14 protein-coding genes are annotated in these 13100 nt (G+C 44.5%); all 14 read left to right on the top strand.

Annotation, left to right across the window (positions count from 1 at the left end):
• Window positions 1–185 precede the first annotated feature (185 nt).
• The 14 genes from OEV42_15140 (at window position 186) to OEV42_15205 (ending at window position 13099) form a co-directional block, all read left to right on the top strand.
• Window positions 186–470, top strand: coding sequence for a hypothetical protein (locus OEV42_15140; GenBank protein MDH3975611.1), 285 nt, complete (start codon window positions 186–188; stop codon window positions 468–470).
• Between the two features lie 35 nt (window positions 471–505).
• Complete coding sequence (locus OEV42_15145; GenBank protein MDH3975612.1) at window positions 506–1048, top strand: hypothetical protein; 543 nt, start codon at window positions 506–508, stop codon at window positions 1046–1048.
• A gap of 11 nt (window positions 1049–1059) precedes the next feature.
• Window positions 1060–1287: a DUF2635 domain-containing protein gene (locus tag OEV42_15150; protein ID MDH3975613.1), complete on the top strand. Its 228-nt coding sequence runs from the start codon at window positions 1060–1062 to the stop codon at window positions 1285–1287.
• Between the two features lie 3 nt (window positions 1288–1290).
• Window positions 1291–2973 (top strand): phage tail sheath subtilisin-like domain-containing protein, encoded by a 1683-nt coding sequence (locus tag OEV42_15155; protein MDH3975614.1) that lies wholly within the window; start codon window positions 1291–1293, stop codon window positions 2971–2973.
• Window positions 2974–3037: 64 nt separating this feature from the next.
• Entirely contained in the window at window positions 3038–3400 is a 363-nt protein-coding gene (locus OEV42_15160) for a hypothetical protein (protein ID MDH3975615.1), read from the top strand.
• Window positions 3397–3747: a hypothetical protein gene (locus tag OEV42_15165; GenBank protein MDH3975616.1), complete on the top strand. Its 351-nt coding sequence runs from the start codon at window positions 3397–3399 to the stop codon at window positions 3745–3747. The genes OEV42_15160 and OEV42_15165 overlap by 4 nt, the downstream gene beginning before the upstream one ends.
• Window positions 3748–3998: 251 nt before the next feature.
• Entirely contained in the window at window positions 3999–5378 is a 1380-nt protein-coding gene (locus tag OEV42_15170; GenBank protein MDH3975617.1) for a hypothetical protein, read from the top strand.
• Window positions 5375–6691, top strand: a complete 1317-nt coding sequence (locus tag OEV42_15175) for a DNA circularization N-terminal domain-containing protein (GenBank protein MDH3975618.1) — start codon at window positions 5375–5377, stop codon at window positions 6689–6691. Before OEV42_15170 ends, OEV42_15175 begins: the two co-directional genes overlap by 4 nt.
• The gene (locus OEV42_15180; protein ID MDH3975619.1) at window positions 6681–7718 is read left to right on the top strand and encodes a hypothetical protein; all 1038 of its coding nucleotides are present in this window, start codon (window positions 6681–6683) and stop codon (window positions 7716–7718) included. The genes OEV42_15175 and OEV42_15180 overlap by 11 nt, the downstream gene beginning before the upstream one ends.
• A 1-nt stretch (window position 7719) precedes the next feature.
• The gene (locus OEV42_15185; GenBank protein MDH3975620.1) at window positions 7720–8235 is read left to right on the top strand and encodes a phage baseplate assembly protein; all 516 of its coding nucleotides are present in this window, start codon (window positions 7720–7722) and stop codon (window positions 8233–8235) included.
• Window positions 8235–8585: a phage GP46 family protein gene (locus tag OEV42_15190; protein ID MDH3975621.1), complete on the top strand. Its 351-nt coding sequence runs from the start codon at window positions 8235–8237 to the stop codon at window positions 8583–8585. The genes OEV42_15185 and OEV42_15190 overlap by 1 nt, the downstream gene beginning before the upstream one ends.
• Before the next feature lie 243 nt (window positions 8586–8828).
• A complete protein-coding gene (locus OEV42_15195; protein ID MDH3975622.1) occupies window positions 8829–9827 on the top strand; it encodes a baseplate J/gp47 family protein in 999 nt (332 codons plus the stop codon).
• A 55-nt stretch (window positions 9828–9882) separates the two neighbouring features.
• The gene (locus OEV42_15200) at window positions 9883–11124 is read left to right on the top strand and encodes a DUF2313 domain-containing protein (protein MDH3975623.1); all 1242 of its coding nucleotides are present in this window, start codon (window positions 9883–9885) and stop codon (window positions 11122–11124) included.
• A gap of 13 nt (window positions 11125–11137) precedes the next feature.
• Entirely contained in the window at window positions 11138–13099 is a 1962-nt protein-coding gene (locus OEV42_15205) for a hypothetical protein (GenBank protein MDH3975624.1), read from the top strand.
• The last annotated feature ends 1 nt before the right edge of the window (window position 13100 follow it).

The raw sequence follows: 13100 nt of genomic DNA on the forward strand, positions 1-13100 counted from the left end.
ACGTGCGGTTAGAGGTTGTTTCATAGGCTTTATTATAGCATAATGACGGTCAAGATTGAGCGCATTACGTACCGGTTATTACTTCCCTTTGGGTTAAACATGGGGAGTTCTCGGACAACCTGTTAACTGTTACCAGGGAATTCCGGAATAAAACCGAGGTCCATCTCTCCACTCTTCCCATCTGCATGATTACCCGTCCTGAAATGACGCCAACCTGGGAAATAGCAAGTTCTGTTTATAGAAAACATACAGTGAGGCTCTATCTCGGTTTTCAGGAAAATTTACGCAACATGGCGCAGGAGGCGCTTATCAGGCTCGAAGAGGTTGTGGAACAGGCGCTTCTGAAGGACGGCCTCTTTTCGCCTGAGCTTTACCTTGAGCCCGGCAAAAGTAAAAATGATGAAGGATCAAGGCATCCTGTCTATTTTCTTATAAAGGATGTAGATATTTTTACGGAAAAGGATGTTTAGTGAGCAAATCTCTTATTCTTTTAGGATTTTAATTAATGAGTGAAAGTGCAATAAGGACGGAGATCAAGGGTATTCTCGATGGCGTTACAGGCATCGGGATTGTTCATGATTATCAGCGATGGGCAGCCAACAGGGGTAAGTTTATCGATTTTTTCAAGGATACCGGTACGGGAGCAATATTTGGATGGGAGATTACACGGACCGGGGCAAAGATAGACAAAGTAAGCAGAAATTACAATGTGACCCACCATTTTTTGCTTAAGGGGTACTACGCCGTTAAAGATGCCGCTGAAAGTGAAAAGCTTTTTAATGCCGTTATAGAAAGCATTGTATCCACATTAGTTAATGCAACAATCACGGGCACACAGGGTACTGCCACTCCGCAGGTACCGCTTATTGAGAGAAGACCTGTTAACGGTATTCAGTGCCATTACGGTGAGATAAAGCTCGATGTTTCTGAAATTATAGAGCCCGATGCTGAAGCAGCCGATGATCTGCTTAAGATAGGGCTTGAATATTATCTGCAGGATCCTGACGATGACGGAACTGCAGATGCAAATGACGAAATAACACTTTAAGGAGGGCTTAGATGAAGGTAGTTGCAAAAAAAGGAACTCGATGTCCAATGGAAGGAAAGCCGAGAGAGTACATAACCGACAGTGTTGCTGTCCCTGTGGTAGATACGGTTTATTACAGGCGTCTTGTTAAAGACGGCTCTCTGATAGAAGAAAAAGAAAAGGTAACGTCCGTTAAAAGAACAACAGAAAAAAAAGAAGAAAAGAAATCAACTAAAAAAACGAATAAAGGGGGCAAGTAAACCATGGCTATACAGTTTGACAGTATTCCTTCTTCCATCAGGAAGCCGGGAAAGTATTTCGAATTCAACACAAAACTGGCTGTTCGTACACTGGCAAGTAATAAATACAGGATGGTTATTATCGGTCAGCGGCTTAAGGCATATATAGAGCCTGCCAGGTTTCAGGGGGGAACGCTCAATAATATGAACAGTGGTGGAGCTTTTGTGGGAAGCACTAAAAAAGATTTTATTGTGAAAATCTCTACTGCGGCTGCTACAGATAGATTCCAATATTCTACTGATGGTGGTATCAACTGGAGTATAGAGACGGATCTTACTCTTACTGCTCTACCGCTTGAAGAGGGTGTGGAAGTAACCTTTGGTGCAGTAACCGGTCATGCAGTAGGCGACGAATGGCGATTCAGCGCCTGGCCGGAGCCGAGTGTTGCTGAAGCTGTTCCCACTCAGGTATTTAGTGATACGGAAGTTGCTGAAAAATTTGGTTACGGTTCCATGGTTCACTTAATGGCGAAAGCGGCGCTTAAAGCAAATCGTTACCTTGATCTTTCAGTTTGTGCCCTCGATGATGTTGGTGCTGCATCTTCAGGGTCGGTGACAATAGGCGGCCCTGCCACATCATCGGGAAGCTTGTCTCTTTACATTGGGAACAAAAAAATAGAGATAGGAATTGAAAATAATAAGACTTCAGAAGAGATTGCTGTTGATTTGCAGAATGGGATAGCCGCATATCCTGATGTCCCAGTTGTTGCCGCTGTCAACGGTTCCGTCATTAACCTTACAGCCAAAAATGGTGGTGATCTGGGAAACCAGGTTACGATTAACACCGAAGTAACAGCATCAGCTGTAAGTGCAGTTGTAAGCCCTATGAGCGGTAGCGCGGCAAATCCTGACGTGAATAGTGCCCTCTCCGCTATTTTTGCCGATGATTATAATATCATTGCAACGCCATACAATAACGAGGTTGATCTCGTTACAGTAAGAGACCATCTTGACAGCGTATCCGGCCCGCTGGAGCAAAGACCGGCTACAGCATTTTATGGAATGACTGGTGATCTTGGAACGGCGACGACGCTGGCAGCTAATATTAACAGCGGCAGAATAGGCAGCCCTTATGTCAGGTTTACTAGGAGCCTTCCCTATGAAGTAGCGTCTGCTTTTGCATCCGTTCTGGCAGGAGTGGAAGATCCGGCCATGCCTCTGAATACGGTTGAACTTAAAGGTATTCATGCTCCGGTTATAAGTGACAGACTTTCGAGATCAGAGCAGGAGTCCTGTCTCTATAATGGTGTAACGCCGCTTGAGATCGGTCCGGGAGAGAAAGTACAGGTAGTCAGAGCCATTTCGACTTACATCAAGGATGGCAACGGTATTGATGATATATCACTACTCGATATTACAACAATCAGGACCCTTGATTATGTAAGAAAAGCGACTATGCAGAGAGTTGCCCTCAGGTTTCCTCAAACTAAAAAGACGATACGAGTCAAGGATGCTATTAAAACAGAACTGCTTGATGTCGCCTACAAGATGGAAGAGTTGGAAATCCTTGAGAATGTGGATGAACATAAGGGTTCTTTTATTGTAGAAGATGATCTTGTGGACCCAAGCCGGGTGAATGCAAAAATTCCGGCAGACATTGTTAACGGTCTTCATGTTTTTGCAGGCAGGATAGACCTTTTACTATAAATTATGAAGGGGCGGTTTCAGCATTTACTGCTGAAACCGCCTCGGTTAAGCTAAGGAGGAAAAAATGGCAGTTGAATATGTATCACAAGTTACCCTTACCGTGAATGGTCAGGAAATTACCGACTTTAAAAGTGTTGCTGAAGGAGAAAGGGAATTAAGAAAAAAAGTCAAGCTCATGAATAGTCAGGGGCTCCTTAAAACGACGCCCGATTATAAAGTGACTGTCGAGTATGTCGTTCCTAAAAGTGCGGCAGAATTTGATTTTGATGAAGTTGAAGATGGCACATTAACAATAGATTTGGGAAACGACACTAAAATTCTTTATACAGGTGTTGCCACCATGAAGGTAGGCGAGGCCAAGTATGATGGTGAGAACGAAACGACCAAGTCAATTGAATTGGGAGCCACGGGGAGGAAGTTGTCATGATAAAGGAAGAAGGAACGCTTCCCATCGGTGTTGAGTTTGATGGAGAGGTCCATCGGGATTTTGTTTTGCGTCCGCAGGTTGTGCGTGACACCATCGATTTGATGGATAGTGAATATGCAGACCGGGCGAATAAAAATGATCATTATTTCGGTATCTGTCTTCTTGCAGGTCAGTTAGAAAAACTGGGTAATATTCCCGTCGAGGAAATTACACCGGATTTGCTTTTGAATATGTATGACGATGATTTCAGGGTTATTCATCTTGCAAAAGAGGCGTTGGAGAGTCGCCTCAGTACGTTTCGAAAAGAAAATGAAGGCAAGGAAGAAGCAGCATCTGTTGCTGCTTAAGGCGGGGATTCCCTGGGATGCAATAATGAATATGCCTGAAGGGAGGGCCGAAAGTTATATTGACGCCCTCATTGAAACGGTCAATCACGAATCTCCCACAGATTCGGGGGAGAGGAAAACATATTTGGTCAAAAGGTAATTTTGGCGCTCAATCTTTCAGTATATATCCAGTAAATAGTTATGAAAAACTTATTAATTAAAATTAATGGCCTGAAAAACTTCTTCAGCAAAGGTGTGAAATGAGTCAGGGTATGTCTTCCTCAGAGTTTGGCATAGCAGCTTCCTCCATTGACAGGGTCGAAAGTTTAATTGCAAATATGGATAAACTTGCTGATTCCAGCAAGAAAGCCAGGATAAACTATGACCGGTTTAACACCTCTCTAAGGCAAACCTCCTTTACTGATACCACCAGTTCACTTTCCAAAGGGCTGCTTGATTCCACGACACAGTCAACAAAGCTGAGTAAAGAAATAGTTGCTGTTAATAAAGCGATGATGGATATCGTTAATAATACGAGCAGCCTGTCAAATTCTTTAAAAAAGGTGAAGTCTGCATCTCTAAGTGGAATTAAGGGGAGTGGGAAGAAAAAAGGCCCAAAATCCAGGAAAGATGGTGGTCTTGGTTTTCTGGCTAATGCTGCCCAATCGTTATTGTCTTCCTATACCAAAGGAAGTGGAGCAAAAAAAGGGAAGGGTGGCAAAGGGGGCGGTCTGGGTTTTCTGGCTAATGCTGCTGAATCGTTATTGTCTTCCTATACCAAGGGAAGTGGAGCAAAAAAAGGGAAGGGTGGCAAAGGGGGTGGTCTGGGTTTTCTGGCTAGTGCGGCCCAATCGCTATTGTCTTCCTATACCAAGGGAAGTGGTGCAAAAAAAGGGAAGGGCGGCAAAGGTGGCGGCCTGGGCTTCCTGGCTAATGCGGCTGAATCCTTATTATCTTCCTATACCAAAGGAAGTGGAGCAAAAAAAGGGAAGGGCGGCAAAGGGGTCGGTCTGGGTTTTCTGGCCAATGCGGCTGAATCCTTATTGTCTTCCTATACCAAGGGAAGTGGAGGAAAAAAAGGGAAGGGCGGCAAAGGGGGCGGTCTTGGTTTTCTGGCCAGTGCGGCAGAATCGTTATTGTCTTCCTATACCAAAGGAAGTGGTGCAAAAAAAGGAAAAGGTGGTGGAGGTCTTATTGATCTCGGACTTAAGTCGATTGGACCGATGGTTAAAAAAATAGGGCTTAAAACAGCATTGAATCCCTTTAAACAGATTGAACTTGTCAAAATGGCAGCTGTTGGCGGTTGGAAAGTTGGAAGCTGGATAAATAAAAAAATAGAGAAAAAGCAGAAGGCAAATCAACTGAAGAAGGACAAAGAGGACAATAAAGAATTCAGTAAGAATTCAGGGGATATGATTGCAGCCAAAAAATCAGGCGATAGAGCGGCACAATTTCGGGCTGTTGCAAATATGTGGAAAGATCAGGGCAATATGGAGAAGGCCAATGAATATTATGCCAAGGCGGAAAAGACGGCAAAAATTCAGAATCAAGTTAATCTTAATATAAAAATCGACGAAAAAGGTCGGGTAATGACTGAGACTTCCGATATGGATACAAATAGTAAGGTTACTGCTCCAAGGGGTGTAATGTGACAGAAGATTACGATGCATATATAGATCAGTTCTACCTGCACATCGAGACAATAGAAGACGGTTTTGAAAAAGCCATTGTCGAGCATGAATTTCCGGGAACGGACGGGGCCCTGGTGGAAGATATGGGGCAAAAGGCAAGGCGCATTACCGTCAAGTGCTATTTCATCAATGAATATTACGAAAATCACTTCGACTTTATCGAACACCTGGAGAAGAAAGAACTCTTTGAGTTTTCTCATCCCAAATACGGGTCCATCTTCGGCACCATAAAATCGGTTAATATCCGCCATGATGACAGGCAAAGAACTGCGGCAATAGATTTAACTTTCGTTGAAAATCTGAGGAGCAAAGCGGAGCCTCTGCTTATCCCTGATGTTGAAGCAACGGTAGAAAAAACTGTAGTTAAAGGGATTGAAGAACAGTCGGCAGTACTGGAAAAGGCTGTTGTTGATTCAGCGGGGCCTGAAGGGAAGGAAATAATAAACAGGCCTCTTGATCCTGCCAAGGGGATTATAGAACAGTTCCCGGATATCAGGGGCAAGGCCAGGGCCTATGTGAAAACAATAGATAAGCATGTTAAAGCCCTGGAGGGAAAACTTACTGAAATAGAAACATCGGCCAACTCCCTTGTGGCAAAGATAGAGTTTGAAACAAGTCTAAAGGGACGGGTGCTTAGCGCAGTAACAAAGACGGTAGAACGTTATTCTGAGCAATATAAGACGGCAAAAGAATCTGCTTCCAGGTATGAAAGAAGCTTTCGAAAAGGGATGGATGAACTGGAAAGGTCCCTCGAAACGGGCGCAACGGGCATATTCAATGAAATTGAAAAAAATGCTGATAATATAATGAAAATACAGGTGAAGGCTGCGGCAGGGCTAAGAATGGGCCTGGATCTGGGTTATATTTATGCGAAAGACCAGGAAAAAAGATTGAAAGTCAAATATATGGAGGGGAAGAAAAGTTTTGACGATCTGGGCAATTACATCAAGAATTTTTCCATCCCGCAACTTCTTCCCATCGATGACATCGAAACGAGCCTTGCAAATTCACGGGAGTACCTGCAATCACTCATTGATTCGGACAGGTCCATTCAGTCATTGAAAGAGATGGCCCTTGCCCTGCAGGAACATGTATGGAAGGTCAAGGTAGAGAGTGAAAACCTGGTAAACATAACCCTTGATAATGATATCCCCATCCATCTTGCCTGTCATATGCAAGGTCTTGCCTACAATTTTGCAGATCGTATACTGGCCGTTAACCGCATCAGTAATCCCAATCTCATCAAAGGGGACATGAAGATCTATGCTCGATAAAGTGAGTCTCGAAATAAACGGCATGCATATTGAGCATTTCATTTCTTACGAGATTGATAGTGACCTCTACATTGCCGACGACGCCTTTCACATGGAACTTGCGAACCCGGAGATAGAGATTGAACCGGGACAGCAATGCAAGCTTTATGTTAACAATCTTGTTGAGCTTAACGGAATAATAGAGAGGGTTGATGACAGGGACAGTAAATCAGGGACAACCCTTAGTGTAGAGGGGCGTGACCTTATGGGGCTTCTCGTCAGTTCCCGTGTGGAGGAGTTTGTTACCCTGAAGGATAAAAAACTTAAGGGCGTGGCTGAAGAGCTCCTTAAAAATATAAATTTTATTAACAGGAAGGGCATCATCTACGGAGAGGGGGGCAAGGATGACGTCAGGAAAAAAGAGGGAGATAAAGTTCAGGGAGAGTCCTTTGATTTGGTTCAGGCTGAACCGGGCCAGACAATATTCCAGGTGTTAAAAGATTACGCTGCTGCCAGGGGGCTTCTCTTTTATTCAAAATCTGACGGAACCCTCGTATTCGGAAAGCCTGTTGAAAAAGGAGAAGCTAAACTGAGTCTCATCAGGAGGCTGAACGGCAAAGGAAACAACGTTGTTAGCAGTTCAAGGTCGAGGAATATATCGGGGAGATACAGGAAGGTCACTGTTTTAGGCCAGCGGCAGGGCGCCGATAACCTCAAAGCGGCGGAACTTAGCGCCAGCGGTGTAGCAGAAGATAAAGATTTCCCATTTTACAAACCTTATGTCACCACTGCCGGGGGGGACGTTAAAGACTTAAAGAGCCATGCCGAATTCATTATGGATAAACAAAAAAGAGACGGTGAGCGCCTCAATTTTTCAACAGCAGGACATCGCCAGAACGATAAAAACTGGCAGGTTAACGAGCTTGTTCGTGTCATTGATGAGAGAAGAGGGATCGATGAAAATATGCTCATTACAGGCAGGGTCTTTAAAATGTCCAAAGATAGCGGGACCACAACAGACATAAGAGTGGCGAGGTTAAAAAAATAGTATGAAACTTATCAGATCCATAATAACAGCTGTTACAGAAGGAAAAATAAAACTCTTTTCAGGCGCTGGACGGGTGGGGGAGAGTTTTAGTGACAGGGAGTACTTCCAGCACTATGGATTCACATCGAGACCTCTCGAAGGAGCTGAGGCAATCCTTATCAAAGATGGAAATGTGATACAGGTTATTGCTTCTGATGACAGGAGGTACAGGCTGGCAGTCGAAGATGGTGAGGTAGCCATCTATAGTGATGAAGGAGATAAGGTGCATCTGAAAAGAGAGAATAAAATTGAGATCAAGAGTGGGGGAACAGTGATTATCGATGCGCCAAATATTAATCTCGGTGTTGGAAGTGAGACTGATCCTTTGCACAGGTTAATCGATGAGAGGTTTAAGGATCTTTTTAACAATCATATACATAGCGGTGTACAGGTAGGGGTTGGAGTGACAGGTAAACCCACACCGGTCGATCCGCTCATTCTTGATAATCACGCAACATCGATAGTAAAGGGGAAGTAATGGACTTTAAAATCAAAACGGCTTCAGGCCGACCTCAGATGACTTTTGAAAAGGCCGACAATATTATGAACAATATTTACTTAAGCCTGGCCATAGCAAAGGGAAGCTTTTTTATGGACCCTCAATTCGGCCATCGTTTTAATGAAGTCAGGAAAAATACTGCAGGTGCGCCGGGGCAGGTAAAAGAATATGCAAAAGAGGCCCTTCAGTGGCTCATAAAAACAGGTAGGGCGAAAAAGATAGAGATAGTTACGGAGCGGGACGGACGGGAAAGGATAAAAATCAGGGTGGAAGCAACACAGGCTGATGGAAGGGAAGTCACCTTTGATACTTTTTATGAGGTTGTTTAGGAGCCTGAATGAAAACCCCTGCTTGGCAGGAGAACTGTCATTTCGAACATAGTGAGAAATCTTAAATGATACAAGAATATAAGATGTTAAAGATTTCTCCCTCTGGTTCGAAATGACGCAATGAGGGCCGTCTTTGCGAGCGAAGCGAAGCAATCTCTCTGTATTGTAACCCTTTGTACCAAAACGAAAAGTGATAGTTTTTATAGCAAATCCATTTTTCAATAACCAGGAAATGAGGTAAAAATGAGTTTTCAAAAAACATTTGACGATCTTTTAAGTGAAATTCTTGATGATTACCGGGCTCAGATCCCTGATGCAGACACTTCAAAAGGAAGCCTTATTTTCATAAAAAGCGCTTGTATGGCCTCAGCACTGTGGGGTATCTACAAACACCAGGAATGGATATCGAGGCAGATTTTCCCTGATACGGCTGATAGGGAATACCTGGAAAGGTGGGCGTGGTTATATGCAATAGAAAGAACAGCAGGAGAAAGTGACAGCGAGTTGCTGCAAAGAATACTTGACAGGATTCAAAGCCCGCCGGCAGGTGGTAATAAGGCTGATTATATTCGCTGGGCAAAAGAAGTGCCTAATGTGAAGGAGGCCTATTGTTATCCCCTTGGAGGTGGCCTTGGAACAGTGTATGTCCTTATCCTGGCTGATGAAGCGGCAACCGGTTCGGAAACACCTTCCAGTTACGCCGATATAACAGGGACAACTGATGCTGTTGGTGCCCCTCCTGACATTAAACTCATTGACTCGCTGACTGACTTTGTCACTACAGGTGTACAGATGGGGGATAAGGTAATCAATACCGGTTCCGGTAAAACTGCGCGTGTTGTTAGTGTTGATGCACCGGGAGAACTTACTCTTGATACTGACATCTTTACATCAGTCGGCCAAAGTTATACCATCAGGAGTCTCACTGTAGAGACAAAGATCTATATTGAGGGACTCCAGCCGATTATGGCAGGAGAGGCCCTTTCGGTTATTAGCCCCCCCATTAAAGAGCAAAATATTACCATGACCATGACAGGAGCCAATACGGATACTATACAGGCAGCAGCGGATATAGAAGCCTATATGAAGGCAATGGAGCCAGATGAGACCTTATATCTTGCTCAGTTAACTACAATAGCAATAAATAACGGAGCAGAGAATGTGACTTTTACCTTGCCTGCTAGTGATGTTAATACTACTAATTTTGAAGTGATAAGGCCAGGTACAGTTACTGTTGTATAAACAGATGTAGGGAAGTGGAACTACATGAAGTTTATTTATAATTTAGGAGGTAGTTTTGGGTTTTACTGATAATCTTGATCTTTATTTAAAATTTGATAATAGCCTTCAGGATGACAGTCCAAATAATTTTACTGTTACATCCTATAATGGCTCATCATTTCCAGATCCAGCTGTTGTAAAGTTGGGGACTAATTCAAGGCATAATGATGGTATAAGCGCTTATGAAGATATTGAAGGGAGTGAGGGCCTTAATCCTTTACCCATTACCTTTGGAGGGTGGGTAAGGCCCGAGTCAAATCCGGGAAAATATGGCGCCATCCTTAATAAATATAATGCAGCGTCAGGAAATGGTTATTCATCTTTTGCAGTTAGTGGTAGTACCGTTTTCGGCTGGTATTTTTTTAGCCTGAGTCGATATTGCCGCTTGGATAACTATGCAGATCAGCAAGGTGACTTTTCTATTCCTTTAGATGAGTGGAGCCTTGTTATTCATCGTTTCGATTCAACAGGTGGTAAAACCTATATCGGAAAAGCCGGGGATGACAGTATCCGGTTGCAGGTCATGTCCAGTTGGGTGGGGCCACCCGGTCCATCAACATCCGCTTACAAAGTTAATTCCGGTTGGTATAGAGGCTCAACTGAGTATTTAAAAGGTTATAAGGATGAACTCTTTATTTATTCCCGCGGACTAACGGATGGTGATGTCACAACTCTCGGTGCACCGGCTGGTGGTGAGATAGCTCAACTATGGAATAACGGGAATGGTATTGAGTTAATTGAGAATGCTGTTCAAGATCCAACGGCATCGAGACATGCAGATATATTAAAAAAACTTTTCCCGGTAAAAAACATGGAAGGTCTTCATGATATAGACACAATAGTAGAAGGAGACTATCTGGATAAAACATCGTCACATGGTGATGAACTTCTTGATGAAATGTTACCTCAGACCACTGGTGATCTTATAGGAGATTGGGAAAGAATAACAGGTGTTAGTCCTAATGATATTGATACTATTGATGAGCGACGTGAACAGGTAGTAGCCAAGCTGAGAGCAAGGGGACGGCTCGATAAGCAATATTTCATCGATCTGGCGGCGGCTTATGGGTATAGCATAACGATTGAAGGCTATAAACAGATGCGTTGCGGTGAGGCCGAATGTGGAGATGTGCTGGCCCCGGAAGAGATTGTTTATGTATGGAAGGTGATTATTTCAGAGCAGAACCAGGAACTGGAGGCGCTTTTTAATAAACTGAAACCGGCTTATGCGCTGGTGGAATTTGAATATACAGGATAGATAGGAGGATATTATGGCGAAGACAGAATTTATTGATAAAAATCCACCAACGGAACCGGGGACGGTCATTACGGCCAAGCGTATGGATAGCCTCAATAACCAGGTGCCGACAGGGGAAGATTTTGACGGAAGTGCGCCCCTTCTCCATGCTCAGGATATCGGTGCCGCCAATGCCTACGTATTGGATCTCGTTTTCGGTGACCAGGTATCGAGCGGGACAAACAGCTCGGTCACTACAGATCGGCTCGTCGACAATACGGCTGACTTTATTACCGACGGCGTAGAAGCGGCCATTAACGGGGAGAACGGCTTCGAGGTACTCAACCTGGTTGACCGGACCAGTACCTATGTGACGGAGGTCCTGGATCTAAACACGCTGGTTCTCAATGACGACATCTTCCCTGATGTAGGAGATACATATGCTATCGGGCGTCATCTTTTTCAGGCACCGGTGGCACTCGTCGAAGGATTGCGATTGTCATTTAAGGCAGCCAATGCCAACACGGGAGCCAGTACGCTCAATGTGAACGGAATCGGGGCGGTGGTCATAAAAAGGCGGGACGGGTCGGAGATTAGGCCCGGAGATATTAAGGCGGACGAGATTATCCGGGTAAGGTATAACGGAAGCGATTTTACGCTCATGAGTGAAGCCATTGTTAAACCGGCCCTGTGGGACAGCGTGGCCGGGAAAGTACTGGGCGGTAGCGGGAGCGACTATTTTTACAACGTATATAGTGATGGAGATTTTATTTACGCTGTTGGTCTTACGGGAAGCGGCCATGCCGGTCAGTTTGACGGGCTGATTGTTAAATTCGACAAAGGGCTGAATGTCATTAATAAACGCTCTTTCGGCGGCGCTTCGGGTCTTGAATGTTTCCGGGGAGTATGTGGAGACGGCACTTATATCTATGCCGTGGGAAGTACCACTTCTGAAGGAACGTCTATGGATGCCCTGATTGTTAAATTCAGTGCCTCTGATCTGTCGGTACAAGCGAAGAAAATCTACGGTGGGTCAAGCGTCGACCATTTCGGCGACAACGGCTGGCACGGTGGCGTCTGGTGTAATAACACTCATGTTTTTGCTGCGGGACGTACGTCGTCAGAAGGCGGTTCCGGAACGAGTGCCCTGATCGTTAAATTTAATCTTGCTGATCTGACAATTGCAGACAGGAAGGTTTACAGTGGGTCCGGCTCTAATTTTTTCTTCGATGTTTACGGAGATACTTCCTATGTCTATGCCGTGGGATATACGTCGTCAGAAGGAGCAGGCTTTGATGACGGGCTGATCGTTAAATTTAATATTACAGATCTCTCTATTGCGTCCAGGAAGGTTTATGGTGGAACAGGGTCAGAGCGTTATCAAGGTGTCTGGTGTGACGGCACTTATGTTTATGCAGTAGGTTCAACCAGTTCCGAGGGCGCTGGCAATGCGGATGCCCTGATTGTTAAATTTAATGCCACCGACCTGACAATTGCTGCCAGGAAAATCTATGGTGGCACTGCTACGGATAAATTCTGGGCTGTGAGGGGTGACGATTCTTATATCTATGCTGCAGGCGGAACAAAATCTGAGGGGCTTGGAAGCGGGACCGATTTTAATGGGCTGATTGTAAAGTTTAACGTTAGCGATTTGACGATTGCGGCCAGGAAGGTATGCGGGGCCAATGGTGAATCTGAGTTCATCGGAGTAGTTGAGGAAGACGGGTTTATTTATATTACAGGTTATACGCAGCCAGAAGGGGCCGGTTATCATGATTGTCTGATTATGCGTATAGATACCGATTATATGCGGGCAAAAATACCTGTCCTGTCAAAGAAGGGGATATCGGAATATAACGATTCTGCTCTTACGCTGGCAAACTCGGTACAGACACTGGCCGACTCAGCCCTCACTCTGGCTGATTCAGCTCTTACCCTGGCTGATTCCACGTCGACTGATGGAGCCCCGACGGTGACTGAAGAGGAGATATTCTAAT

The sequence above is a fragment of the Deltaproteobacteria bacterium genome (genome assembly GCA_029860075.1).
Classification (GTDB): domain Bacteria; phylum Desulfobacterota; class JADFVX01; order JADFVX01; family JADFVX01; genus JAOUBX01.

What these genes read in the sequence shown, in the direction of transcription:
- OEV42_15140 (MDH3975611.1), top strand. Translation starts at nt 186, where the DNA reads ATGATTACCCGTCCTGAAATGACGCCAACCTGGGAAATAGCAAGTTCT.
- OEV42_15145 (MDH3975612.1), top strand. Translation starts at nt 506, where the DNA reads ATGAGTGAAAGTGCAATAAGGACGGAGATCAAGGGTATTCTCGATGGC.
- OEV42_15150 (MDH3975613.1), top strand. Translation starts at nt 1,060, where the DNA reads ATGAAGGTAGTTGCAAAAAAAGGAACTCGATGTCCAATGGAAGGAAAG.
- OEV42_15155 (MDH3975614.1), top strand. Translation starts at nt 1,291, where the DNA reads ATGGCTATACAGTTTGACAGTATTCCTTCTTCCATCAGGAAGCCGGGA.
- OEV42_15160 (MDH3975615.1), top strand. Translation starts at nt 3,038, where the DNA reads ATGGCAGTTGAATATGTATCACAAGTTACCCTTACCGTGAATGGTCAG.
- OEV42_15165 (MDH3975616.1), top strand. Translation starts at nt 3,397, where the DNA reads ATGATAAAGGAAGAAGGAACGCTTCCCATCGGTGTTGAGTTTGATGGA.
- OEV42_15170 (MDH3975617.1), top strand. Translation starts at nt 3,999, where the DNA reads ATGTCTTCCTCAGAGTTTGGCATAGCAGCTTCCTCCATTGACAGGGTC.
- OEV42_15180 (MDH3975619.1), top strand. Translation starts at nt 6,681, where the DNA reads ATGCTCGATAAAGTGAGTCTCGAAATAAACGGCATGCATATTGAGCAT.
- OEV42_15185 (MDH3975620.1), top strand. Translation starts at nt 7,720, where the DNA reads ATGAAACTTATCAGATCCATAATAACAGCTGTTACAGAAGGAAAAATA.
- OEV42_15190 (MDH3975621.1), top strand. Translation starts at nt 8,235, where the DNA reads ATGGACTTTAAAATCAAAACGGCTTCAGGCCGACCTCAGATGACTTTT.
- OEV42_15195 (MDH3975622.1), top strand. Translation starts at nt 8,829, where the DNA reads ATGAGTTTTCAAAAAACATTTGACGATCTTTTAAGTGAAATTCTTGAT.
- OEV42_15205 (MDH3975624.1), top strand. Translation starts at nt 11,138, where the DNA reads ATGGCGAAGACAGAATTTATTGATAAAAATCCACCAACGGAACCGGGG.